The organism is Sulfophobococcus zilligii (assembly GCF_055398255.1).
The window spans coordinates 1,083,170-1,109,127 of record NZ_AP042406.1; the positions used below are offsets into that span (position 1 = coordinate 1,083,170).

The window sequence follows — 25,958 nt, forward strand, 5'->3', positions numbered from 1 at the left end:
TCTACCTAGGGGTGCCCGGGGCCAGCTAGGCTTGGAGCTCTAATGAGCCCGCTCCTCTATTACTTGATGCAACACGGGGGCTTAGGCCTCCGTGTGAAGGCGTGATCCACTAACACTGGAGATGAGCGCTACAGAGGGGCCCTGGAATCCAGGGTACAGAATCGAATCCACGGAGCCGTCCCCCGCTTCCGGGGGCTGTGGCGAAGACGCCGCCCGGTGGATGGCTCGGCTCGGGCGCCGAGGAAGGCCGTGGCAAGCTGCGATAAGCCCGGGGTAGGCGCAGGCCGCCGTTGAACCCGGGATCGCCGAATGGGACTTCCTGCCACGGGGATAACCCGTGGCGCCCGGGAAACCGGCGACGGGAGTACCGGGCGGGAACCCCCCGAACGGAAACATCTTAGTAGGGGGAGGAAAAGAAATCAAAACGAGATCCCCTGAGTAGGGGCGACCGAAAGGGGGACAGCCCAGACCAAACCCTCACGGGATAACCGTGGGGGGATGTGGGGTTATTGGCTCCACGGCTGGGGGTTCGACCCCCAACGGGCCGACCCTTGGTAGCCGAAGTGGGCTGGAAAGCCCCGCCGTAGAGGGTGATAGCCCCGTAGGCTAAACCAAGGGGGCCTGTGCCGTGGAGCAGAGTACCACGGCTTGGTTTTGCCGTGGGAAGTTGGGGGTCACCGACCTCCAAGGCTAAATACGTCCCGAGACCGATAGCGAACTAAGTACCGTGAGGGAAAGCTGAAAAGCACCCCGCAAGGGGGGTGAAAAGAGCCTGAAACCGGGCGGCTGACATACGGTGCGGCCCGAAAGGAGTGAATCCCCCCTAAGGAAACCCGGGCGACCGGGGAGTACGAGGGGGGTGGACCGGGGTCGCACCGTCCGTCTTGAAACACGGGCCGGGGAGTCCACGGCAGTGGCGAGCCTAAGGGGGTCAAAGCCCCGTAGGCGCAGGGAAACCGACTAGCCCGCAACCGGGTTTAACCCGGCGAGGGGCGGGGTCCCAAAGGGCCCGGAGTCACTGCCGTGGGACCAGAAACCGAGCGATCTAGGCGGGGGCAGGGTGAAGCCGGGGGAAACCCCGGTGGAGGCCCGAAAGGGTTCTGACGTGCAACTCGTTCCCATGACCCCCGTCTAGGGGCAAAAGACCAATCAAGCTCGGTGATAGCTGGTTCCCGCCGAAGTGGGTCTCAGCCCAGCCCCGCTGGAGGCAGGCTACGGGGTAGAGCTACGGATTGGGGCTGCGGAGGCCGAAAGGCCTCGGGCCCCAGTCCAACTCCGAACCCGTAGCCGCCGTAGAAGGCGGGAGTGGGGCCCTCGGGGTAAGCCTGGGGGCCGAGACGGGAACAACCGGGACCGGGGTTAAGGCCCCTAAGTGCCGGCTAAGTGCCAATCTTAAAGGGCGTCCCGCGGCTCAGACAGCGGGGAGGTGGGCCTAACAGCAGCCATCCTTTAAAGAGTGCGTAACAGCTCACCCGCCGAGCCGCGGGGCCCCGAAGATTGGTCGGGGCTTAAGCCGGCCGCCGAGACCCCGGGGCACGGCTCCGCTGGAGCCGTGATCTGGTAGGCGGGCGCCGGGGCGGGGCAGAAGCCGGGCCGTGAGGTCCGGTGGACCCGCTCCGGGTGCAGATCCCGGCGGCAGTAACAGCGAAGAGGGGTGGGAATCCCCTCCGCCGGAAAGGGCCAGGGTTCCTCGGCAACGGTCGTCGGCCGAGGGTTAGCCGGTCCTAACCCGGGCCGTAACACGGACCCGGGGAAAGGGAAACGGGTTAATATTCCCGTGCCGCGGGGGTAGGTGCGGCAACGCAAGCCCCGCCTCCGACGCCTCCGGGTAGGCGGACCGGGGGCGGCTGAATCAGCCGCGACCCGGCTAACCGGTGAAGGCCCCGGAGTACCGTCATGGTGAGAAGGGGCCGAAGCCGGGAATGGGGGCCGTTAGGCCCTTCCGCTGACCCCGGGGGCCCTTGAAAAGGGGGCGGGGAACGATCCCCCGCGACCGTACCGAGAACCGACACAGGTGCCCCTGGGTGAGAAGCCCCAGGCGTGTGGGGGCTAACCCAGGCCAGGGAACTCGGCAAATTGGCCCCGTAACTTCGGGAGAAGGGGTGCCTGCGGTCCTGGGGGATAACCCTGGGACCGCAGGTCGCAGTGACCAGGGGGACCTGACTGTTTAATAAAAACATAGGTCCCCGCAAGCCCGAAAGGGTGTGAACGGGGGCCGAATCCTGGCCACTGGCGGTCCGTGAAACCGGGGTCCAACCCGGCGAAGCGCCGCTGAAGGCCGGGGGTAACTCTGACCCTCTTAAGGTAGCCAAATGCCTTGCCGGGTAAGGCGGGATGGTGGGGTGTAAATATGAATTTATACATGCTTGATGTAGCATATCTATTAGGGGCACTTGCTGATGGAGGATGCTATTACTTAAAATACCGGGATGGCAGAAGCGAATATAGATGTATATGGACTCAAGCATCACTAGAATGGCTATTAAACTCAGTAAAACCAAGACTAGAAAGAATTCTAGAAAACCTTGGTTTAAACAGCAATGTAAAACTACTTAGAGGCAATACAAGGTTTGAAATAAGAGTTTCTAGCAAACTAGTCTTTCAATATTTCATGGAAAATAGAGCAAAAATACCGGAATGGATTGAAAAATGTGAAAACGATATTCTCAGATACTGGCTTAGAGGACTATACGATGCAGAAGGCGATAAAAGTGGAAAAAGACTGAGAGTGTGGAATAAAGACAAAACTATTCTAACATATGCAACGAAAGCATTGAAGTGCTATGAAATAGAAGCATATGGCCCATATTTAGATGATAAACGACGTGGAGTATATGTAATTGAAATACCCTCAAAACATAGATATAGATTTTTCAATGAAATAGGCTTTGAACACCCTAAACTCTCTAGATATCATTTTACTACTTCACACTTCTCATATCATTTATTTAATCCAACCCCGCCAGCCGCCCCCGAGAGTTCCGGCGCGCATGAATGGATCAACGAGGTCCCCACTGTCCTGGCCTGGGGCCCCGTGAATACACGGAGCCGGTGCACAGGCCGGCGACCCCCCGCTGGGCGATAAGTCCCCGTGGAGCTTCACAGCAGCCTGGCGCTGGCCCCTGGGTCGCGGTACGTAGCGTAGGTGGGAGCCGGTGAGACTACACCTTCGGGTGTAGTGGAGGCGCCAATGAAACACCACCTACCGCGACCCGGGGGCCTTACCCCGGGGTGTACCCGGGGGACAACGCCAGGTGGGCTGTTCGGCTGGGGCGGCACGCCCGCGAAAAGATAACACGGGCGCCCAAAGGTCGGCTCAGGCGGGTCAGAAACCCGCCGTAGAGTGCAAGGGCAAAAGCCGGCCTGACCGGACCCTTGAACACAAGGGGTCCGGCCGGGAAACCGTGGCCTAGCGAACGCTCGTGCCCCCCTCGGTGGGGGCCGGGCATGACAGAAAAGTTACCCCGGGGATAACAGGGTCGTCGCGGGTGAGAGCTCCCATCGACCCCGCGGTTTGCTACATCGATGTCGGCTCTTCCCATCCTGGGGGTGCAGCAGCCCCCAAGGGTGGGGCTAAGGGGGTGAGGGCGCCTTTTAAACCCTTTATATACATATGGGGTTAATCTAGAACTACTGGAACAAATAAAACAAGTACTTCAGCAACACAGAATAAATTGTAGAATACACCAGGATAGAACAACATACAAGTTGAGAATAACAACTATGGGGAAATTCATAGAAGTAGTAGGTGTAAGACACCCAAGACACATAATTAAACTCGCCTCACGCTCCCACACCTATAAAAAATGTTAGTTAAACCCTCACGCTTATCAGGCGCCGCTCCCCCCTCCCCAAGCCCGCCCATTAAAGGGGAACGTGAGCTGGGTTTAGACCGTCGTGAGACAGGTCGGGCTCTACCCGCGGGGGGCGCGGGCCGCCTGAGGGGAAGCTGCCCTCAGTACGAGAGGAACGGGGCGGCGCGGCTTCTGGTGTACCGGTTGTCCTGGTGGGCAACGCCGGGCAGCCACGCCGCAGGGGGTAACCGCTGAAAGCATCTAAGCGGGAACCCCTCCCCGAGAAGAGGCGGCCTTCCGCCGGGGCTTTGCCTCGGCGGTACGGGCTCCCGTAGAAGACGGGGTTGATGGGGCGGGGGTGTGAGCCCCGAGGGGTTTCCCCCGAGGGGTTTAGCCCGCCGCTCCCAATCGCCCGAACGCCCGGCTCACCCGGGGGCGGGTTGCGATTTACGGACTGTGGCTCCGTGGATTCGTGTATAAACCTGGGGTTCTAGGGCCCCTCTGTAGCGCTCTAGTATTTAAATCCATTCCTTCCTCTATCCATAATTGGTGTGTGGTGTTGAGTATACGTGGCTATCTAGAGTTGATTAGAATACCTAACTCGGTTTTGAGTGGTCTTGGAGCGGTGTTCTCGCTACTAGTATACACCTACTACCATGTTGAAAACACTGTTTTAATACCTATTGCTTTTCTAACTGGTTTCCTTGTTACTGGAGCCTCGATGATTATAAATGATGTTGTAGACCTCGAAGTAGACAGGTTGAATAAGCCGTGGAAGCCCCTCCCGAGAGGAGATGCGTCGCCAGGGACATCTATGAAGATTGCATGGTTGTTTCTAGTAGTAGCAGTAGTATTAAACGCCGTGGTAAACCTGTTTACAACTATTACAACAATTTTCTATGGGTTTATTGGAGCATCATATAGCTACCTGAGGAGGAAGTGGTGGAGCCACATACTCGTAGCACTATCCACCACGGGCCCCATAGTATATGGATATGTCGCTGCAGGACTACCAGTAAACGACTTATACTTTACAATCCTGTTCACTATAGTAATATTTACTGTTACACTAGGACGAGAATTCCTAAAAGCAATACAAGACATAGAAGGAGACTCCAAGCAGGGATATAAGACAATAGCCACAGTACACGGCTTGGAAAAAGCATCAAAAACCATGCTTGCAACCGGGCTAACAGGTGGAATACTCGGACTAGCAACACTAACAACAAATACAAGTATTCTCTACAAGGTATTCATTACAATAGCAGCAGTAGTCTACATTTACAGTGTAATACAAGCATATAGAAACAAAGAATCAAGAGAAAAACTAGAAAAATCAAGAAAAAACACCCTGCTAGCAATGTATATTGGGACAATAGCATTCTGGCTTAGTAAAATCCAGGTCTAACCCCTCTCAATAAACCGGTGTAATAACCAGGGAACAAGTATAAATACTACTAATCCACCAATAGTAAAACCAATAATCCTATAATAGACAATTATAGCCTTCGTTGAATAATGAATAAATAATAGAAAACCCGAAGAAACAATAAAACCGAGAAGACGAGTAGAAAGACGTGAAAGTATAATGCAGATCCCCCCTTGAGAAAACACAGCATAAACGAATAATACAATACTCAAACCAAGCAAACTCGTAGAAGCCTCTAATTCAACGCCAAGTAAAAACACATTGATAAAACCAAGAACCAGAGACATAAATCCAATTAAAACCATGCCAAGCCCTCCAAGCCTCTCTCCACAAGTCAATCTAGCATAATAGGATATCAAACCAGTCATAAAACCAAACACGAGGCCGCCAACAACATCAATAGGGAAATGAGCCCTCAAAACAATTCTACTAATAGATACACTCGTCACAACGAGAAGAGAGAGAAATACTAGAGTCTTCCTTCTAGCAACAAGTGAAAGAGTAGTCCAAAAAGACGTTGAAACCATTGAATGCCCACTTGGAAACCCCGGCCCACTAACCTCGACAAGCGGGTTAAGAGGCCTCGGCGTATTAAACAAGTATTTCAAAGAAATATTTAGTGAACCAGCAAGCAATACAGAAGCAATTAAAGCCATTGCATCAACAGGGCTTCCAACAAGAAAGAAAACAAGCACACTAGCAATCAAGTAGAATTCAGAGTCGCCTAGACGAGTAATCAATATCCAGGCATCAATATCCCAGTAGTAAACAGTATACATAAATAAACCCAAAAGAAAAACAGTAAAAACCACTATTGCATAGTCAACAATATCCAAAAACACCACCAAGAATTATAAATAGTGGTTAACATATAAACTTTATTGAATGATGAAACGACGGTAGTCAGACAAGTGAAGACCGTTTCCCCATACTGACAATAAAAATACTCTACAAAATCATTCCATTGAAAAAATAGTTAATTAATCAAACAAGTAAATTTAAAAACTCTCATTTTATATTTAAATAAATGGTGCCCCCACATGCCACTATGGAAATGTGAAGTTTGTGGATTAGTATATGAAGGCCCCGAACCACCAGAAAAATGTCCTAAGTGTGGTGCACCAAGAGAGAAATTCAAACAACTATCAGAACAAGAAGAAAAACTCGTATTGAGGTCTAGATACAGCAACTATCTACACATGAAGGCACTTACACTCCTCAGAGAACTATTACAAGTAGCTGAAGAGGGAATAAAAGACAGCTTAGACCCTGGATGCGTAAAAATCTTCACTGAGGAAAAAGAGTTTGCATTAATGACTATTCAGAAAATCATGGCGGAGCTAGAAATACATATGAAGAAAGGAAAGTGGAATTAAACCCAAATTCTATTTTTAACCCTTAATCAACATATATTTTAGAGGTGTACTATTTGTTTGGTAAAAACCCACTAGATCTTCCTCAAGGAAGAAAATTATCAAGAGAAGAAATAGCCGAAGCACTACGATTAGCAATAACAGCCGAACTAGACGCAGTAAACTTCTATCTACAATTAGCAAGAGCGATAGAAGACGAGAGAATTAAACGCGTCTTCGAAGACATAGCTCGAGAAGAAAAAACACACATGGGTGAATTTCTCGCACTATTAAAAACCCTAGATGAAGAACAAGTAGTTGAATTAGAAAAAGGAGAAGAAGAAGTAGAAGAACTAACCGGGTTGAAACCAGTACAGACAAAACAAGGAGAAAACACTGGAGGAGAAAACCCACTAGAAGACCCAGTTAAAAACCTCGTTAAAAAGACAGTTGAATCATCAAGACAATTAATAAGTAAACTACCAGTAACACGTATTGGTCGAGGAGTGGACTCTGTTTCAATAGAGGTTTCAAAAGAAGGCAGGTTAGAGAGAATAATCATTCCACTAAGAGAAGTAGCTGTAAAATTCCGGGTTTCACAGAAAGCACTAGAAGCACACCAGCTACAAAGAGGTATTCTTGAAGCACCAGAAGCAACAATAGCTGGAATCAACCTAGCTAGACAAGAAGAAGAAATACTATTGCAAACACTACTCGAAAAAGGAGTTAGAGTAGAGAGGAGTGATTGGAGCCAGCCCGGACAAGCAGTTATAGATGTAGCTAGAGCAATAGTAAAACTAGCCAGCCTACCCGGTAAACCACTACTCCTAGTTGTAAACCCAGTAGACTACACTAAACTCCTAGTAGTAGACAGTAGAACAGGGTTAACAGACCTAGATAGAATAAAGCAAATAGTAAGCAGTATAGTCTACACTCCACTCCTACCAGAAGGCAAATCGATAATAATACCCGTAGACCCAGACGTACTAGACGTAGTTTACGGTGGCGACGCCGAAGTAGACTATATTGGACCAGAAAACGGATACCACGTCTATAGAGTATGGAGTACAATAGCGGTTAGAGTAAGAAACTCCGAATACATTATTATACTAGGGTGAATACACAATGAATGAAATCAATAAAATCCTCGAGTTTTCAAAACTAGAAAAACAATACGCTGAAGAACTGAGAAAACTAGGAGAGTCAATTAAACACCCAGTTCTCAAAACACTATTTCTAAGCATAGCCAAAGACTCAGAAAAACACAGTTTAATGTATGAAGCAATACACCAGGTATTAACTCAAACACAACCATTTATCTCGGAAGAAGAACTAAAGAGAATAGCCCAGGAAATCCAGAAACACATTGAAACAGAGGCAAAAATGCTTGAAGAAGCAGAGAAAATACTCTCGAGTAGCCAAGACCCAAGAATAAAACTACTAGCATCAGCAATAGTAGAAGACGAGGCCAAACACCACGCTTTACTACAATCAATAAAGAAGAGAATAGCCGAAGAAGAAACACTATCAGAGAAAATACTATGGGATATGATCTGGAAAGACAGCCCATGGCATGGTACACCTGGAGGTTAAATCTTAAAATCAAGAATGATTTTTATTGACATAGTATTCTCCTTAGCTAGAAAACCCTATATAATTGCATTACCTGTTTTTTTATCAAATATGTGTAGATACTTTATCATTGGTTTTATATATATCGTCTGCCCTATTGGATATTCAACAATTCCTTTAGTAGCGACTTTGAATATTCTATTTCCAATTTTAACGTCTATAATTGTTTCTGCGCCGAGTGGTTCAACGACATATACTTCTGCTTTAATAGTGTTTTCATCGGGTTTGTCTACAATGTCGAAGTGTTCGGGTCTAATACCTATAATAACTTCACTTATACTAGTATTACTGGTTATTAATTCTCCCATCTCTCTTGGTATACTTAATATGAAATCACCAGCGTCTAGTATGAATTGATTGTTTTTCACTATGAGACTTGCATCAAAGAAATTCATTGGTGGTGAACCTATAAAACCAGCGACAAACGTGTTTGCTGGTTTTAAATATAGCTCCTTGGGATTACCAATCTGCATTATTTTACCCTTATTCATAACAGCTATTTTGTCAGCCATTGTCATTGCTTCTGCTTGGTCGTGTGTAACATATATTGTGGTTATACCTAGTTCTTTCTGTAGTCTCTTGAGTTCAGCTCTCATATATACACGTAGTTTTGCATCTAGATTTGATAATGGTTCGTCCATTAAGAAAACTTTTGGTCTTCTAACAAGAGCTCTTCCAAGAGCGACTCTTTGTTGTTCACCACCAGATAACTGACCAGGTTTTCTATCGAGTAGGTGATCTATATAGAGCATCTTAGCTACTTCTCTTACTCTTCTATCAATTTCTTGTTTACTTAAACCCATGTTTTCTAGTGGGTAGGCTAGGTTTTTATATACAGTCATATGTGGATATAATGCATAGTTTTGGAATACCATTGCAATATCTCTTTTATGAGGTGGAATATCGTTTACTACTACGTCGTCTATTAATACTTCACCTTCATCAGGGTCTTCTAAACCAGCTATTATTCTAAGAGTAGTTGTTTTTCCACAACCAGATGGGCCTAAAAGTACGAAGAACTCTCCATCATCTACTTTAAATGAAACATGATCCACAGCTATAGTCAAACCATACCTCTTAACTATATTACGTAATTCAACCCTAGCCATATACTCACACCTCAAACACCTTTAAGCGCACCAGCGAGCAATCCTCTTATAAAGTATTTTCCAAGAGCTATAACTATTAACATAGGTGGTAGTATAGCGATCAGAGAACCAGCCATTAATGCGTTCCACGATACAGTCGTAGTGCCACGCAGATTGGCAATTTCTGGTTGAACCGTTCTAACATATGGATTAGTACTAAGCGTTACAGCAACAAGAAATTCATTCCAGATATTCATAAAGATAATTATAGTAGTTGATATTATTCCAGGTAGAGCCACTGGTACAATAACCCTGAAGAACGTCTTTAGAGGAGAAGCTCCATCAATATAAGACGCTTCCTCCAACTCTCTAGGTATCGTCATAAAGAACGCTGATGAGATTAAGGCAGCCCATGGACTATACAATATAACATACGATATTATTAATCCTAGATAAGTACCCATAAGTCTAAGCATGGAATTAATTCTCACCAGTGGAATTAAAACTATTTGATATGGTATAAACGAAGCAATTGCTATTGAAAAGAACAATAATTGTGCACTGCGAAATCTAAACCTTGATAGGTAGTAGCCAGCCATTACTCCAATCAATATTGAAATAAACGTCGCTGGTATAGATACTATAATACTATTGAAAAATCCTCTTGAAATATTATTCCAGGCGTCTATCCACGCATCTAGTGTAGGATTACTAGGAGGTTGAAGCGGATCAGTGGTATAGATTTCATAGTTGGTTTTCAAACTAGCTATAATAGTGACATACAATGGAAGTAGCCAAATAAATGAAATAATAATTAAAACACCATATATCAAAGCCATTTTTAAATAAATTCCCAGGGTTTTACGAGGCATTACTTAAACCACCTCTTTGAAGCTGTGTAAGCGTAGGGTATAACTATTGCAAGAGAGAGTAGAAATATCATGACAGCTATTACTGCACCGTCTGCCATAAAACGCGCCCAGAAAGCAACTTCCCACATATACATACCTAGAACGTCTGTTGCATATCCAGGACCCCCTCGTGTCGCAACAAAAACTAAGTCGAATATTTTTAATGCAGCTAGAGATAGTAATGGTACTGTAATGAGAAATCCTGATTTTGAGAGAGGTAGTATAATCCTCCAGAAGATCTTGAATTCAGACGAGCCATCAACCTTGGCTGCTTCAATTATAGATTTATCTATTCCCTTAATTGTTGCTTCAAATACTATTGTTGCAAAACCAAGGTAAAGCCATACAGTAATAAAGATTAGCGAGTATAAGGCTATGTTTGGATCAGAGATCCAAGCTCTTTTTAAACTCTTTAATCCAATAATATCGAGTAAAGTATTTATTGCTCCATTCTCGCCATACATCCATATCCATATCGTTGCTGAAACAACCATGGATAATGCACTTGGAGTCAACAATATAGTTCTAAAAATTGCTTCTTTACCAGTACTTATCATTAAATAAGCAATTACCAAGCCTAGAAAAGAAGTTGGTAGAACAAATATTGCAATCCAAATTAAATTGTTTTTTAATGCAGACCAGAATCTTGGATTACCAAGTATTCTATAGTAGTTTTCAAGCCCTACAAAGTTTAAACTCACTTGACCACTTCTCCAATCAGTCATAGAAACATAGATCGTTTCAACAATCATAAAGTAGAGGAAGATTATGACTAGTAAAATAGGTCCGACAAACACAACAAAGTCTTTTATTGAAGTTAACTTGGGCACGTGTACACCTCGAATCAAATAACTTTTACCAAACCTCCCAATTACATATATAATGAATAGGGTAGGTTAAAAATCATAAATAACGATTAAGAGGAGTATAAAGAAAAAATCAGGGTCTAGTTATAAAGTACTCAAAGGAAACTCCTTTCCAGAAGTTTGGTAGTCCAGTGTTTACTATTGCAGCTTTTATAGATGCCATTGCTGTGTTTGCAGCATCTTCAACGCTTGTTCCAGTTGAGATAGCTGTAACCATTGATGTAAGGATATTATGCAATTCAGTAACGAATGCTTCTTTAGTTATTCCTCCGTGAACAGCACTTGGAATTAGTGTAGCTGTCTTAAAGTCTTGGGCGGTCTCAGGTCTATATGGATCTGGATAGTTTAGAGTTACATCTATTCTGGCGGGTATCGATCCCTTGATCAGGTTAAATGATTCCTGGGCTTCTTTTGATCCGACAATTCTTAACCAAGCCTTAGCTATCTCGACATGAGGAGCTTTAGCAGGTAAGTTGAACGAGTCTGATAGAACTATGAAAATATTCTTTGGTAATGGTGCAGCAGCCCATTGCTCACCATACTTAGCATTGTTAGCTATGAAGTATCCAGCAACCCAGTCGCCATGTATATACATTGCTGCTTTACCTTGCATTACAAGCGCGGCTGCTTGATCCCATTCAAGCTCGGGGTGGTTACTGTTAACTAATCCCTCTTTTATAAAAGTACCTATGACTATTAAGACCTCTCTTACAGCTTTATTAACTGGGTCGTTAGGGTCATTGTAGTTAAATTGACCTGTCCAGAACTTAACATATATTTCTGGGCCGCCATGGAGAGCAAGTAGGTCTTCGAAGAGATGGGTTAACGGCCACTTCGTTCTAGTGGCTAGTGCTAGTGGAGCAATATCGGGTCTTTGTTGTTTAATATATCTTGCAACTTCTAGGAGTTTATACATATCCCATGTACGTGGATCGCCATATTTCTCTATAATCCCCAATTCATTGAATATCTTTGGGTTATACCATAGAACATTAGATCTATGAACATTTATTGGGACAGCGTAGTAGTGACCTCCAAATTTGCACATTGATTGTAGTGTTGGTGGTATTACCTGTTCAAGTCCTAATTCCCTCCAAATATCATCTACTGGTTGGAGATAACCTGCATCAACATATTCTTTTAATTCTCCACCAGCGTGAACTTGGAATGTATCAGGTGGTGTTCCAGCGGCAAGTAGACCCCATATTACAGCTTTCATTACAGCTCCAGCACCACCGGCCACAGGGTTTTCAACAATTTCAACATCTTTGTATTGTTGTAGGAATATGTTAAATACAGCATTAATGGCTTCTTTCTCGCCTCCAGCAGTCCACCAATGGTAAATAAGAAGTTTTCTTTCAACTTGTGGTGCAGATGGTTGAGTGAGATAGACAATTATTCCTACGAGTACTGCTATTATTACAACAAGGATTATTACAATTCCCATTGTTTTAGAAATGGCTTTGTGGGAATGCAATTAAATTCACCCATATATATGTATACATGCAATATATTTAAATATTTTATATATACTTGATCTCGAATTGTTTTTCACAACATAGATAGAATACACTACATAACCACCTGAATTTATTACAAATTATGCATCCATATGAAGCTAGAAATATAGTATAGTGTAAATTGAAGCATAAGGTGAGTAAAAATGATTCGTTTAAACTATAAAAGACCAACGGAATTAACTAATGTTTCTAGAACGAAGTTAATTATTCATCCAACGTGTATTTCGAGTTATAATATCGTGAAGACATTAGCTGGGAGGGATCTACTTGGAGAAATAAATATTATAGTAGCTGAAACCCCCTTCGATGTGGTTAGATATGGTGTTTGGAGTGTACCACTACTAGTAGTTGACGAGAAACCAGTTGCGGCGAGATCCTTTAACCCCTGAGGAAGTAGAAGCAGTATTAAGTCATAGAGAAATACCAGTTAAAAACCCGGTCGAAGCGTTTAAAGACACTATTATACACAGTGGATACTTATCCAGTATTGTTGGTTTATGGGGCTCAATAGACCCCGTTTTAACACGAGAAATAGTATCAATAGCTCTGAGAGCACCATTAACAAAAATAGATGTTGATAATGCACTAAGAGAAATCTCCGAGAAAAAGAACGATGTATATCGTGAACTATTAGATGTAATACATAGAACACTGGCAGTAGGCTTTACACGTGAACTACTATGGGCTAGTAGAGGAGAATTATCAGAGGAAGTACTAGTCAAAACAATTAATCCACTAGTAGTAAAAACATGGCTCATTGCAAAAGCAAGTATTGGTAGAATAGGCCTCCCTGGAAAACCATGGGGGGTATCGAGTAGAATAGAAGAGTTAATAGTTGAATTCATAGAGAAAGGCGCGAGGGGAATACTAAACAAAGTAAAGAAAGAATACGAAACACTCAAAAACGACAGTGAATACTGGGAGATACTAGAGAGAATAAGAGTGAGGAGTGGGGCCGCGGGGATTTGAACCCCGGGTCACGGGGGCCCAAGCCCCGCATCCTAGCCAGGCTAGACTACGGCCCCTCTAATCCATTATAATAAATAATACACGGGTTTTTATTTTATAATCAATTCACCCAAATATACTGGGTGCTTCTCTCTTATATACATGTATACTCTTTGTTTCAGCGGGGTCTAGCCCCCTTCTTTCAGCAAGGTATACACTGGCTAATCCGGCTACTAGACTACCATACATTATTTTTTCGAGTATTGATTCTCCTAGTAGGTTTAATCTATAGATGCTTGCATTGTAGCTTCTATATATTTTCTCCATGAAGTCTACTAGTTTTACGCCTATAGAGTCGCCTGGATCTACTATTTCCAAGACTAGGAACCCGTTTGGAACAGGCTTTTCATAGCCAACAATGTCGTTGTGCATCCATTCTGGTGCAACATCGACTTTCACTATTATTTTGCTGTTTTCATTAAACTCGTTTTTACTTCTAATTGCGAGTGCTTCGAGGGGGCTGTGTGTTGCCATAACTGGTAGTTTCCCGTCACCTAGCTCTCTAGCCATCCAGTCTGCTATTTCTACTCCTATATTATTTGCTTGACTAGTTGTTTCCACTAGGAATCTATGGGATTTTTCGGCTTCTTCTCTAGTGATAACTGTATATCCACTTGAGTCTAAGAGGCCTAGTATACTGTACAGCATAGCGGGCAGTGAGGCCCTTGGAAGCAGCCCGCTGGGAACTGGAATATAGAGTAGATTGTTTTTCAAAGCTTCTTCCCTCAATACTCCACCACTAGATACAACTACGGGCTTAGCCCTCGAAGACAATACTTGTCTAAGTGCTTTAATAGTCTCAATGGTATTTCCACTATAACTAACTAGTATAACGAGAGTGTTTTCATCTATATATGATGGAGCAATATGTGATTTAACAGTGTAAACCGGTATCCCCTTTTTCAGAGTAGACAGTAATTGGAGATAGTCTCCAACAATACCACTACCACCCATGCCAATAACAACTACTTCGTCGAAGTCGCCAGTTACTCTATACTTCCCCCAGTAGTCTAGAGCTTGTTTTACCTGGCCAGCCCAGTTTAAATACATATCAATCAATACGACCACCCAATATAGACTACAACACTAGATATAATTTTACAGGTTTAAAGTATTAGTTGAAATAAGCAAAGTGGTTGAATCATGGAGTCTAGCGACCTGCTTGAAACAATATTAAAACCCAAGACATTGATAGGATCACGCGATATAAATACATTGATAAAAATATGTCTTGTTATCACGTACAAAGTAGTTAACACCCAGAAACAAGTTGTACTAGTAGACGAGAAAAACATTGTATCAAGATATATCCCCATAGAACTACTAGACAAAATCACTCTACTCGCAAACCCGGATGAAGCATGTAGTCAAAAACCTGATTATTTATTGGTTTTCTATCCACGTAGAATACGAAAACTCTTACAGTGTAGAGCAAGTAGTTTAATTATCCTACATAGATATACTGGTATTCAAATACCGGGATTTGCCAAGTATGTTGTTAAGAGAGTTCCAGGTACAAGTGAATACATATTGAAATCGCTAGATACAAACTATACAGTTAGATTCGAGTTTACAAGCAATGGGATTAAAGAAGTAAATCAACCAGCAGGGTTAAAAGGCGAAGCATATAGAATTCTAAAAAACGCGTTGTCTACGTATGGAGAAATAACGATCAAAGATGCTGTTTTAATACTCTCTAAGGAGCTGGGAGTAGACAGGAAAACAGCTAGAAGCATTCTTTTAGAACTAGCGAGGAGTAGATATATTGGTGTCTACAAGGGCCGAGTAGGCCTGGTTTAAATACGGGAGAGCGATTCGTCAAAGTATACTTTTAACAAGCCGAGTTTCTTGAATACAATGTTTACATAGTCGTCTATTATAATTCGTGGAATACCCATTCTCTCCGCTCTAGACAATACAATATTTTCAACAACAGCGTATTTCTGGTATTTTTCATTGAGTTCTCTCCATGGTATACCAGTCATAGCCTTCATTACTTCACCGTCAACTGGGATTATCTCTTTAACCATCATGACTGATAGAATAGGGTATCCAATATAGCCCTTGTGTATTGTGCCATTATCATTACTATAAGCACGGTAAACACCTGGAGTATCTTGTATTAATACAACTGTATAGACGCGTTCACCTCCACTCGACTTGACAAGAGCCTTGGATTCGGAAACCATATTAACCCTGCCATCGCCGAGAGCTCCAATAGCTTCTAAAACCTTTATTCTGGGTGGTTTAGTAAGGAGTTTCACATGGACCACCAAGACAGTAATTGATTATTTAACACATACACAGGATATTTCACAGTGTATCACTTTGTTTTTCTCCTTCTACTTCTCCATCGCGTTTTCTACTTTCATTTCTTATTACTTGCATTACATAGTCTATGAATTTTCTTACTTCTTCTAGTTCTTCTTCGGGTATGTCCTTTATCTTCTTGTTTTTGTTTTTATTAGTTAAGAGTTTTAGTAGTAAGAGTCTGCCAATCGCTGTTTTAGTGATTATTTTTCTTTCTCTCCAATCACTCCATATCGCGTTTGCAATACCGTAGAATTCTGGTATACTGTCTAAACCAGGATCGTTGATGTCTATTACTTCTTTTCCAAGGTATTTATACCTCTCTTCTCTCTCTACTGGAGAAAGCTCTCTAGTTTTATCTCTGATATATGTGTGTATCGTAACTCCCACCTCATAAATAAATTCGGGCTTGTATTTAATAAAAAATACTCGAAGTAGAATTGAGTGTATTATTCAAAGACATATAGTTCTTCTTCGTATCTTCTATCTAGTATTGTACCGGGTGGAAGAATTTTTATCTTTCTATTTGACAATTGCTCAACTAGTTTTCTCTGTATTTCTTCTAAATTGATGTTGCCTACAAGCCATTCTAGTGGAACATTAACTCTAAGAGGTCTAGCTGGAATAACATGTCTTGTTGCTTTATGTATAAATACCTCGCCGCGTAATGCTACTTCACGTACTTCATTCTTGGTTATTGTTGGTGGAATGAGAGTGATTGCTTCTCCATTTCTGGCGAGAGATAAGGCGTCTTTCTCTGTATGGTATTCTACTGTAAAGCCCTTGTTTACAGCTATATTCTCAATGTTTTTCACTCTATCATATATTAGTTTAATATCTTGAACTAGTGATTTAACACCAATAATCCTATCCTCGAATACTAGTAGGCCGATCAAACTCCTCTTGTTCAACATTTTAAAACCTGCTTCGAGGCTTGGTATGTGGATGCTTCTAAATCCAGCTGTATTCAACTGGTTTACTAGGTAGTCCATGTAGTCTAATCCACTCCTACCCTCTTTCCTAGCTGGCTTGAATACCCTGCTCCAAGCATACAACTCGATACTGGGGTTGTCGTAGTCTACCAGGCATGCTGGTATGTATTTAAATCCTAGTTGTCTGGCAGCTGCAACTCTATGCATACCATCTAATACAACCATTGTTTTTTCATCTACAATAATGGGATCGGTCCACACACCCTCACTCTTGATTTTATCGACTAGTCTAGCTAGGCTTTCCGGAATAATCTCTTCATGTATATATAGCTTGCTTGTTTCAACTAGTGTTATTTTTAATTCTAAACGCGGTGTTTTCAATACATATGCCTGACTCACACTTGACAATGACCAACACCATAAATAAATAGATATATACCGTATATATTAGTTTTGAATCTACATTGAGGTAAAGGAAAAACCACTAGCAGTAATTTCTCTTTTAAACTACAATTAAAAATACTTGGAGAGCCATAATTATAGAAGCTTAGACCTAGGGGCTGAAAAATTTATTAGGGTTGTGTGGGGTTTTATGTGGGTATTGGAGACTGTGGGGTGATGGGAACAGTGCTCCAAGCCCCGCGGGGCAACCTCTCGTAGATGTGTCCCGTGTGCCGTTCGGGACGAAGGCCGCCCATGACTCCACAGAGATAACTAAAGCCCTGTGGACGAGGTGGAAGTCCCTAGAGGCGACCCTAAAAACCCTAAAACAATAAAGAATGACCCTCTAGGGACAAACGGTTAAAATCAACTAGTTTGAGTATTCTCTTTTCTTGCGTGTAAGAAATACACTCCTATGACTACTACTAATACTATTATCACTGTAGTAATCCATAGTAGTGGATTAATAGATTCTCCTCGGTTGACAAGCCCTTTAATACTCGATTCCACTAGTTCTATTTTAATTGATTGATCACCAATATAGCCGGCATCTATGTGTATAGAGCCACTCGTTAAAACTCCACTATTATAATTCAATACAAGAGTACCGGTGGCTAGCTCGCCCATAGTTGTATTTTTGTATTCTCCACTATAAGATGGATTAACGAGAAATATGTCGCTCTCCGTGGAATTAGGGTATAAGTCTACTCTAGCTACATATGAATATTTACCCGTTGGAAGACTACTAGGACAAGTCCCACTCGACTTTACATCTATGTATGAAGCATTATACTCTACTACAGGGTATTCGACTCTCGTAATATCTAGTCTATACTTAAACTCTACTCTACAATACTCTCCCTGAATAGTCTCTTCGAAGACAACACTGTAGACAAAGTAGTCTCCTGGTTTATACACTGGTGTAGTATTACCAACTATAATACTTGGAGTAGTCAATATAGAAAACAAGAGTAGCAGGGTTACACTATATAGTAAATACCTAGTTGTACTCAATACTTACACCTCAGGCTTGAAAAGGCATATTCCTCTTTAAATACTCATTTCTCCAAGGAGGATGCATTGGTGTAGAATATATTAGATAGTAGTAATCAGTATATATGGGTTGGAGATTTGGAGCTTCTCATTGAGTTGAAAAAGAAGATTGTTGATGCAATGAGGTATATGGATGAAAAGGGATTGAATCACGGTAGATCTGGTAATGTAAGTATACGTGTAGATAGAGAGAGGGTATTGATTACTCCCAGTGGAGTAGTAAAGTCGGAATTGAAGCCAGAAGACATTGTTTTAATCAATATGAATGGAGAGGTCTTAGAGGGAATACGTAAACCAACAGTAGAGGTGAATTTACACCTAGAGATATATAGGGCATACGACTACTTCAACGCGGTTGTACACGCCCACCCAGTATACTCTAGCGTACTAGCTGTACTCAGAGAACCACTACCACCAGTAATAGAAGAAATGGTGTTGTATACTGGTGGTGAAATAAGAGTAGCTGAATACGCCCCCTTTGGCACAATTGAACTAGCTCGAAATGCTGTAGAGGCTTTGAGAGATAGAAGTGCTGTTATACTGGCAAACCATGGCGTTGTAGCTTGTGGTAGGAACCTGGATGAAGCCCTGGAAATACTAGAACTAGTTGAAAGAGTAGCTCAGATATACATATTGGTGAGGGCAACTGGTTTAAAATACTATACAGTACCATTAGATTCGCTGGAGAAAATAAGAGAGATTTATAGGTCAAAATTCAAGTCATAGATCTCCAAGAATATCACTCTACCTGTTTTCAATATTGATAACTGGTTTAAGCCATCTATACGAGAAAATCCACGCTAGTGCAACCAACCCAGTTACTATATTACTAAGACCCATTCCAATCCATAACCCACGCACACCTAGATTCAATGGGCCGGGGCCCAGGAGGTATGCTAGTAGATTTCTAAGAACCCATAATCTCAACATAGATAGAATCATTAATGGTTTTGTATGCCCACTTCCATTAGCAACAGAATTTGCTACAAATAGTACTGCTAGAGTTATTAGTGATGGACCCATATACAACATAAACTCTGATGCATAATAAGCGACCTCGGCGTCTAGTGGTGAGAAAATACTTGCTATTTCTCTTCTAAATAAAATCATTGGCGTTACCATCAAGCTAGTTATAATCACCATCCATAAAAGTATCTTTTTCACTGTTTCACGAGCTCTCTCGTAGTCGCCAGCTCCAATACTCTGACCCACAATAGTAGTACATGCAGCTAGTAGCCCGGCATCAATTATCGATATAATACTAAAGGGCCTGTCACCAATACCCCAGGCTGAAAGGGTCTTTGTACCCATAGACCCTATTATTCCAGCGAGTACGTAGAAGCCAGAGGCCTCGGCGAAGCTGGATCCCGATAGTGGTAGTCCAATACTCAGTATTTTCCTATATACTTCTAAATCTGGTTTGAAGTAGCTCCAATGGGGTCTATATCCATCTAACCCCTTTTCCAGGAAGAATAATAGTGCTAGTAGTGATGCTACTGCCTGGCTTAGAATGGTTGCAAGTGCTGCTCCACTAGCACCCATTTCTGGTAGTCCATACCATCCAAATATGAATATGGGGTCTAAAATCATGTTTAAGAGATTACTTAAAACCATAAACTTCATAATTAAACTACTCCTACCAATTGATATAAAACCCGATTGAATTGCTCCAAATACACCGAAAAAGGGCAGTCCAATAGCTATTATTCTAATGTATTGGAGAGCAGTGTTATAGACGCCGGGATCACTGGTTATAAAGAATAAGAGGTATGGTGAAACCAGAGCTGTAATTAAGGCAACAGGAATACCGGCAACCACAGCAAATGATATGAGTTGACAAGTAGATTTCACAGCGTAATCGTATCTACCGGCACCCCACGATTGAGATACTAGTGCGTTTCCAGCGCCAAATAAACCTCCAAATACAGAGACTATTAGGAAAAATGTAGGCCAAGAAGCATTGATAGCTGCTATTGCCTCACTACTATATCTTCCAAGCCAGAAGAGATCAACAATATTATAGATAACACTTAAAACCTGCATTGCCGCTATTGGAAGGCCTATTTTCAATACAACCTTTAATAATGGTTCTTCTAAAACCCATTTCCCACTCTGTTTTTGCATATCAGCCACCGGAATAAGCAGTTTCACGAAATCCTATATTTAACCACACATAAAACAATACCTTATTAACTAGTGGTCGATTTTCGAGCTAAACATGGTCAATACTGTATTGTAACATAGTTGAAAAATAAAATCATGGTTATATAGTGTGTTTTACTCGTATCTTAATGCTACAGCTGGTGGTATCTTCGAGGCGCGGTATGCTGGAAACACACCTCCAGCTATTCCAACCATTAAAGTCAATATGGTTGCTCTGAGTATTCCAAACACAGTGATTTTTGGTGGTGCTTTAATGACTATTTCTGCCTGTGGCCCAGCTCTAATTGTTACACCAGTTGATGCTAGGATGTGTGAGCCAATCATTCCCAGTGTAATTCCAATAACCCCGCCTATAATACTCATAATTATGCTTTCTGCTAGAATCATTATTAAGACCTCTCTATCTCTAAAGCCGAGGGCTTTTAATACTCCGATTTCCCTTGTTCTCTCAATAACAGAGGTAATCATCGTAGATGCAACTCCCGCAACTGCAACTGCAAAGGATGATAGTGAGGCAGCAAATGATATAAAGTTGACTGCACCGACAACAGAGTTAATGACGTTTGCTATACTCTGAAATGAAACTACGTCGACGACGCCTCTATATCTTGACTGTATTTCTCTAACAATATCTTGTACTACATTGCTATTCTCTGCTAGTATGTATATTCCACTCCAATCGCTAAGTCCAAGTAGTCTCTGCCCGGCTTCTAGTGGTAGTATAATTGTTAAATCAGGACTTAGTACAAATGCACCTCCAAATTCTTTTACTACGCCATTTACAACCACTGAGACTCTTTTAACTTCGTTTCTACCATTAACAGATTTCAAATATGTAATAGTTAATACATCTCCAAGATCATATGCTACACTTCCATCATCAGTATACGCGATTTTATGGCCAATAATTGCCTTTAAATACTCTGTTTCAGATGGTATAGATCCCTTCTCGAGCTCTAATCCACTAATAGATTCAAACACCAGGTCTGGTGGAATGGCGTAGATAAATACTATTTTTGTCTCCGTGCCGACTTTTACCTGTCCCTGAATAGAATAGAATGGCTCGGCCCTCTTAACCCCAGGTATAGATCTAATGTTATTCAAATCGTTTTCTGTTAGTTTATTGTTTCCACTTGGAAACACTACAATAGTGTTCTGGCCAAGCCCCTGTACTTGTGAGACAATATAGTCTCCATAGCCATCTATTACACTCGATATCATTACTAGTGCAAATGGGCCTAGCGCGATACCTGCAATAGTGAGTATTGCACGTGTTTTTCTCTCTGTTAATACTTTTACAGCCATTCTAAAAATATCAATGAGGAATAGTAGAAACATAGTTCACAACCATCAAGTCATGGTCTTAGGCGAGTGTTTTCTAAGATACCTATGTAGTAAAAACGCTACTAATCCAAGGAAAACAGCTACGAATACTACTACAATACCGTATTCAATACCTTGACTAGTACTTGCTACAGGCTGTGTAGTAGTGTTATTGACTTCTACTCTTGTAATTGGGAGAGTATAGTTTAATTCATTGATTCTTCCATATTCATCTCTATAGATAATGCTCAATAAGACACTTGTACTAGTAAACTCGTTGATTTTTAACTCTACTCTAAAAGCTGTTTGTGAGGCAGGATCTAGGTCTCCAATTAAAGCCTCCGAGGAAACTCCATTGTATACTGCTCTGGCAACAATACTTCTCGCTGTTGCTATACCATAATTGACTAGTATTCCCGAAATACTCAGTGTATTTCCTGTTAAAGCTGCTTTTGTAGTTGTAGCTGAAAGCTCTATAAATGGTTCCAGTAGAACAGCGAGACTGGTATTGTAGTAGTTTACATATCCGTAAACATCTCGGTATACTATTGTAAGAGTGAAGGGCACGCTCATATATCTAAGATATGCTTGTACACCACTAGTCATAATTGCTATGGGATTATAGATTAAAGTATAGTTTACTCTAACGAGCTCTCCTGGAGGCAGTTCACCAATGTATTTAACAGAGTCTTGTGGTATTAATACTCCACTATATGGAACGAGATAAACATATACATTGTATAGTGGTGCAGACCCCTTGTTTACAAAGTGTATTTCTAGACTGCTCGTTCCATTAACTACTCTGAGAGATATTGGTGTGTTAACTTCAATTATCTTGGTGGATCCAAGCAGGCTTACATTAAATGCTACTGGTATTCTCCTCGGATTATTCCATTGATCAATATAGTTCAAATAACCTTTAAACTCGAAAACACCTCTCCTGCTTGTCAAAACATTTAGTTTTAAATAGAAGTATAACACATCTCCATAGTTGAATACACTCGTTGCACTTTGCTGTATTGTCTGTGAGAGTAGTTGCTGGATTAATTGAGGTGGTATTACTAGCCCCGTGGTTCCTGGGGGTTGTAATTGTAGTTGTTGTAGTATATTGGTGTTTAATGCAATACTTGTAATACGAGTTGTATTTGTATCACTAGCTAGAAAGCCCTCTGGGAGTTCTAATTCTAATACAGCGCCCTTTAAAACAGGGTTTAACTCGTTTCTAAATGTAACCATTAATATGGCTCCGTATTCGGGGGGTTCTGGCGACTTACCTATCCACTGAGCGAGTAGTGGTTTTATACTATTGTGTGGGTTGTTAACCAATATTGGTATTTTGAATTCCTCTTGGATACGTGTATCTATTATTCCAGCTTCGAGAACATAGGAGACCCTCAAACTGGCATTGTAGATTCCTGGTTGAATGTCATCTATAGATAATGTGAATTGAATAGTGATTTCTTGGCGTGGATTAATGGGTCCTGGAATATATGTAAACACAGTGGTTTCATGGTTTTCACCGTGGAATCCTTGTGGTAGTAGTAGTTTGACTTCTATGGCGTGTAGTCTATAGGGCCATTTATTACCAAGAACTACTTGGAGTGTTGCATTCTCGGTGTTGGGGTAAACCGGCCAGTTGTTTAACCATCCAGAGTCGACTAGTATTAGTCCTTGTTCATATGTCTGTTTCGACACTACTATACTTGTAGTGTACTTGGTAGTGAAGTAGAAGTATGTTGTTGTAGATGGGTCAATGGCAAATCCCTCAATTACTATAGTTGCAGGGTATTCGCCCGGTGCAATATTGATGTCGATAGAGATACCTGTAAACGAAACAGTAGTCAGCGAGCCTCTTGGAATAGCTATATTGCTGGCTGACTGTATTGATGGCTGGAAGCCTCTTGGTAGATGAATTGAGACTACAGCGTCTCTAATATCTACTACATCATGGTTTTCAATAACAATGTTTAAAACAGCTCCTCTACTTCCGGGGTAGACTTCTCCAGCAGACCAGTATGTTCTAGATACTTTGATATTTAATACTGGTTCTACCGGGTTAACTGTGAAATTATAGACAAGTGTACTCCAAAACTCTGCACCGTTATCATCTCCAAATAATACTAGTTTAACTGTTAACTCTATACTTGAGTTATTTACTAGTATAATGGGGTCGGAGTATAGTGAAACGACTCCACTGTACTCAATTAAACCACTATATATATACAGACTTGTCTGAGAGTTATTTGCAAAATACGCGTTTTCTGAATTGATAGTGAAATATGCATGTATACTCCTTATGTTTTTAAAGTCTTTATTGACGAGTACGATGTAGAATCGTGCTAGTTTAGTATTACTAGTTGTTTTAATTGTTTGAAAACCATAATCTACAATTTCAATATTTAGTGGTGGAGGAGTGTTTAGTGAAACATTAAAGACTAGCTGGGTCTTGGCTTCATAGGATACATTATCATCTGTTCTCATTGTAGCGTTTACTTCTAGTTTTACAGTGTATGGTTTAGCTGGGTCTACATCTGGGTTTATTGAGAAGGGGCCTAGGGTAATAGTGATGAAATCGTTTTTATCTAGGTTTGTTATTGTAAACCTAGTTGTTGACGGTGTAAACACGTTTGGATCTAGAGTTGTAGCACCATAAGCTTCTACAATCCCTGCTTTGCCAGTGTTTTTCAATGTAATATATAGGTATACGTTTTCACTACCTGGATAGCCAGCTGGACTCCAATACCAGTCGACTACTTCGAGTGCGAGTTCTGGGTATTGCGATACAATTAGTATTATTCCATATAATTCCTCGCTAACACTTGTTTTTTCCATTCTATACTGTATAGCTAAACTAGCTAAATAAACACCTGGAGCTACATTGTTTTCAACGTCTATGTGGAATGTAAATACTACTATATCTCCTTGATTAACTGTTTCATATGTTGTTCCATTTGGTGTCTGAGGTGGTGCGCATGTACTATAGCCTCTTGTAATAGTAAAGCCTTCTGGTAGCTGTATACATCCTGCTGATATTGTGATTGGTGATGGACCATTATATAAAACATTTACTGTTACTATAATGTTTCTACTACCTGGATAAATGTATTCTGAACCAGATGATGATTTATAACTATAACTAACTAGTGTAAAGAGAGAATTCTGTGCATAGTTTATACTTGTAAATAACTGTAGAATAATAATTAATACGAGTATTACTCCTATAAGCAGTCTATTTACTCCTCTATTCTCCATAATTATCACCATGAATATGTCTACAGACACAGTCTTTAAAAACCTTTACATATTCAATATGCATTTAGATGGATCTGGCGATACCTCGCCAATCAAGCGTCCATCTCTAAGAACGTATATTTTCTCAGTGCAATTAGCTACTTCGGGATTGTGAGTTATTACAACTATGGTTGAACCAGTTTTATTGAGTTCTTGAAAGGTTTTTACTACTATTCTCGAACTAGCCATATCCAGATTTCCAGTTGGCTCATCAGCAAGTAGTATAGGCGGTTCACCAACAATAGCTCTTGCAATAGCAACTCTTTGTTGTTGACCACCAGATAGCTGGTTTGGCTTCTTGGGGAGCCACGATGGATCTCCAGCTGCTCTTATAAGAGCATTTGTGGCCATTTGTATTCTTTTAGGTCTTGGTATCCCTCTTGGAATTAAGGGTATTTCAATGTTTTCTAGTACTGTGAGTCTATTGATTAAATTGAATGATTGAAATACAAATCCTATTTTATAGTTTCTAATTCTAGCTATTTCACCGCTATTTAGTTTAGAGACCTCGATTCCATCAATGTAGACTCTACCACTAGTTGGCTTGTCTAACAACCCCATTATATTTAGCAACGTGGTTTTTCCAGAGCCTGAAGGACCCATTATAGCGATAAATTCTCCTTCATATATTTTAAGAGATACTCCTCTCAGTGCTGGCGTCTCAACACTACCCGACCTGTATATCTTTACAATGTCTTCGAGTACTACTACTTCTCTACGCATATAAACACCGTGTCTTCTCAGCATATGTCTTTAGACATATTTATAACTATAATCCATATTTAATTAGTAGGATATTGCTGGGTGATTGTTTAATCCATGATGGATGCAAACAATGGTTACAA

General features: G+C 41.6%; 22 protein-coding genes, 1 tRNA gene and 1 rRNA gene. 9 read left to right on the forward strand and 15 right to left on the reverse strand.

What is annotated here, in order from left to right; all coding sequences use genetic code 11:
* Positions 1-191 precede the first annotated feature (191 nt).
* Positions 192-4,222: ribosomal RNA gene (locus ACZ5YP_RS06220) — 23S ribosomal RNA — on the forward strand.
* 131 nt (positions 4,223-4,353) lie between these two features.
* Complete coding sequence (locus tag ACZ5YP_RS06225; protein ID WP_464834883.1) at positions 4,354-5,202, forward strand: geranylgeranylglycerol-phosphate geranylgeranyltransferase; 849 nt, start codon at positions 4,354-4,356, stop codon at positions 5,200-5,202.
* Here the strand turns inward: ACZ5YP_RS06225 and ACZ5YP_RS06230 are convergent.
* Complete coding sequence (locus ACZ5YP_RS06230; protein ID WP_464834884.1) at positions 5,199-6,059, reverse strand: phosphatase PAP2 family protein; 861 nt, start codon at positions 6,057-6,059, stop codon at positions 5,199-5,201. The genes ACZ5YP_RS06225 and ACZ5YP_RS06230 overlap by 4 nt on opposite strands.
* A gap of 204 nt (positions 6,060-6,263) precedes the next feature.
* Between ACZ5YP_RS06230 and ACZ5YP_RS06235 the strand changes: the two genes are divergently transcribed.
* The 3 genes from ACZ5YP_RS06235 to ACZ5YP_RS06245 are packed head-to-tail and all read left to right on the forward strand — an operon-like array spanning position 6,264 to position 8,168.
* Complete coding sequence (locus ACZ5YP_RS06235; protein WP_464834885.1) at positions 6,264-6,599, forward strand: rubredoxin-like domain-containing protein; 336 nt, start codon at positions 6,264-6,266, stop codon at positions 6,597-6,599.
* A 53-nt stretch (positions 6,600-6,652) separates the two neighbouring features.
* Entirely contained in the window at positions 6,653-7,693 is a 1,041-nt protein-coding gene (locus tag ACZ5YP_RS06240) for an encapsulin (RefSeq protein ID WP_464834886.1), read from the forward strand.
* Between the two features lie 7 nt (positions 7,694-7,700).
* On the forward strand, positions 7,701-8,168 hold the full coding sequence (locus tag ACZ5YP_RS06245; RefSeq protein ID WP_464834887.1) for a ferritin-like domain-containing protein: 468 nt from the start codon (positions 7,701-7,703) through the stop codon (positions 8,166-8,168).
* A 56-nt stretch (positions 8,169-8,224) separates the two neighbouring features.
* Here the strand turns inward: ACZ5YP_RS06245 and ACZ5YP_RS06250 are convergent, their stop codons facing one another.
* The 4 genes from ACZ5YP_RS06250 to ACZ5YP_RS06265 form a co-directional block, all read right to left on the reverse strand.
* Positions 8,225-9,316 (reverse strand): ABC transporter ATP-binding protein, encoded by a 1,092-nt coding sequence (locus ACZ5YP_RS06250; RefSeq protein WP_464834888.1) that lies wholly within the window; start codon positions 9,314-9,316, stop codon positions 8,225-8,227.
* Positions 9,317-9,327: 11 nt separating this feature from the next.
* Complete coding sequence (locus tag ACZ5YP_RS06255; RefSeq protein WP_464834889.1) at positions 9,328-10,167, reverse strand: carbohydrate ABC transporter permease; 840 nt, start codon at positions 10,165-10,167, stop codon at positions 9,328-9,330.
* Positions 10,167-11,036: a carbohydrate ABC transporter permease gene (locus ACZ5YP_RS06260; RefSeq protein ID WP_464834890.1), complete on the reverse strand. Its 870-nt coding sequence runs from the start codon at positions 11,034-11,036 to the stop codon at positions 10,167-10,169. Before ACZ5YP_RS06260 ends, ACZ5YP_RS06255 begins: the two co-directional genes overlap by 1 nt.
* Positions 11,037-11,145: 109 nt before the next feature.
* On the reverse strand, positions 11,146-12,549 hold the full coding sequence (locus ACZ5YP_RS06265; protein WP_464834891.1) for an ABC transporter substrate-binding protein: 1,404 nt from the start codon (positions 12,547-12,549) through the stop codon (positions 11,146-11,148).
* Between the two features lie 186 nt (positions 12,550-12,735).
* Between ACZ5YP_RS06265 and ACZ5YP_RS06270 the strand changes: the two genes are divergently transcribed.
* A complete protein-coding gene (locus ACZ5YP_RS06270; RefSeq protein ID WP_464834892.1) occupies positions 12,736-12,981 on the forward strand; it encodes a hypothetical protein in 246 nt (81 codons plus the stop codon).
* Entirely contained in the window at positions 12,956-13,561 is a 606-nt protein-coding gene (locus ACZ5YP_RS06275; RefSeq protein ID WP_464834893.1) for a hypothetical protein, read from the forward strand. Before ACZ5YP_RS06270 ends, ACZ5YP_RS06275 begins: the two co-directional genes overlap by 26 nt.
* Here the strand turns inward: ACZ5YP_RS06275 and ACZ5YP_RS06280 are convergent.
* A tRNA-Pro gene (locus ACZ5YP_RS06280) sits at positions 13,543-13,617 on the reverse strand. The two genes, ACZ5YP_RS06275 and ACZ5YP_RS06280, sit on opposite strands and share 19 nt — an antisense overlap.
* A 49-nt stretch (positions 13,618-13,666) precedes the next feature.
* Complete coding sequence (locus ACZ5YP_RS06285) at positions 13,667-14,650, reverse strand: bifunctional phosphoglucose/phosphomannose isomerase (protein ID WP_464835970.1); 984 nt, start codon at positions 14,648-14,650, stop codon at positions 13,667-13,669.
* 93 nt (positions 14,651-14,743) lie between these two features.
* Here ACZ5YP_RS06285 and ACZ5YP_RS06290 point away from each other — a divergent pair, with 93 nt between their 5' ends.
* Positions 14,744-15,400: a hypothetical protein gene (locus ACZ5YP_RS06290; protein ID WP_464834894.1), complete on the forward strand. Its 657-nt coding sequence runs from the start codon at positions 14,744-14,746 to the stop codon at positions 15,398-15,400.
* On the opposite strand, the gene ACZ5YP_RS06295 is transcribed toward ACZ5YP_RS06290, so the two are convergent.
* From ACZ5YP_RS06295 to ACZ5YP_RS06310, 4 genes are all read right to left on the reverse strand, one after another.
* Entirely contained in the window at positions 15,397-15,864 is a 468-nt protein-coding gene (locus ACZ5YP_RS06295) for a hypothetical protein (protein ID WP_464834895.1), read from the reverse strand. The two genes, ACZ5YP_RS06290 and ACZ5YP_RS06295, sit on opposite strands and share 4 nt — an antisense overlap.
* Positions 15,865-15,913: 49 nt before the next feature.
* Complete coding sequence (locus tag ACZ5YP_RS06300; RefSeq protein WP_464834896.1) at positions 15,914-16,300, reverse strand: hypothetical protein; 387 nt, start codon at positions 16,298-16,300, stop codon at positions 15,914-15,916.
* Positions 16,301-16,359: 59 nt separating this feature from the next.
* Positions 16,360-17,241 (reverse strand): ParB N-terminal domain-containing protein, encoded by an 882-nt coding sequence (locus ACZ5YP_RS06305; RefSeq protein ID WP_464835971.1) that lies wholly within the window; start codon positions 17,239-17,241, stop codon positions 16,360-16,362.
* Between the two features lie 408 nt (positions 17,242-17,649).
* A complete protein-coding gene (locus ACZ5YP_RS06310; RefSeq protein WP_464834897.1) occupies positions 17,650-18,297 on the reverse strand; it encodes a hypothetical protein in 648 nt (215 codons plus the stop codon).
* 117 nt (positions 18,298-18,414) lie between these two features.
* Between ACZ5YP_RS06310 and ACZ5YP_RS06315 the strand changes: the two genes are divergently transcribed.
* Positions 18,415-19,062, forward strand: a complete 648-nt coding sequence (locus tag ACZ5YP_RS06315) for a class II aldolase/adducin family protein (RefSeq protein ID WP_464834898.1) — start codon at positions 18,415-18,417, stop codon at positions 19,060-19,062.
* 18 nt (positions 19,063-19,080) lie between these two features.
* Here ACZ5YP_RS06315 and ACZ5YP_RS06320 read toward each other — a convergent pair whose 3' ends face one another.
* The 4 genes from ACZ5YP_RS06320 to ACZ5YP_RS06335 all read right to left on the reverse strand — a co-directional run bounded on the left by ACZ5YP_RS06320 (position 19,081) and on the right by ACZ5YP_RS06335 (position 25,836).
* Entirely contained in the window at positions 19,081-20,460 is a 1,380-nt protein-coding gene (locus ACZ5YP_RS06320; RefSeq protein ID WP_464834899.1) for an MATE family efflux transporter, read from the reverse strand.
* Positions 20,461-20,613: 153 nt separating this feature from the next.
* On the reverse strand, positions 20,614-21,837 hold the full coding sequence (locus ACZ5YP_RS06325; protein WP_464834900.1) for an ABC transporter permease: 1,224 nt from the start codon (positions 21,835-21,837) through the stop codon (positions 20,614-20,616).
* Between the two features lie 12 nt (positions 21,838-21,849).
* Positions 21,850-25,074, reverse strand: coding sequence for a COG1361 family protein (locus ACZ5YP_RS06330; protein ID WP_464834901.1), 3,225 nt, complete (start codon positions 25,072-25,074; stop codon positions 21,850-21,852).
* Between the two features lie 45 nt (positions 25,075-25,119).
* Positions 25,120-25,836, reverse strand: a complete 717-nt coding sequence (locus ACZ5YP_RS06335; RefSeq protein WP_464834902.1) for an ABC transporter ATP-binding protein — start codon at positions 25,834-25,836, stop codon at positions 25,120-25,122.
* Positions 25,837-25,958 lie beyond the last annotated feature (122 nt).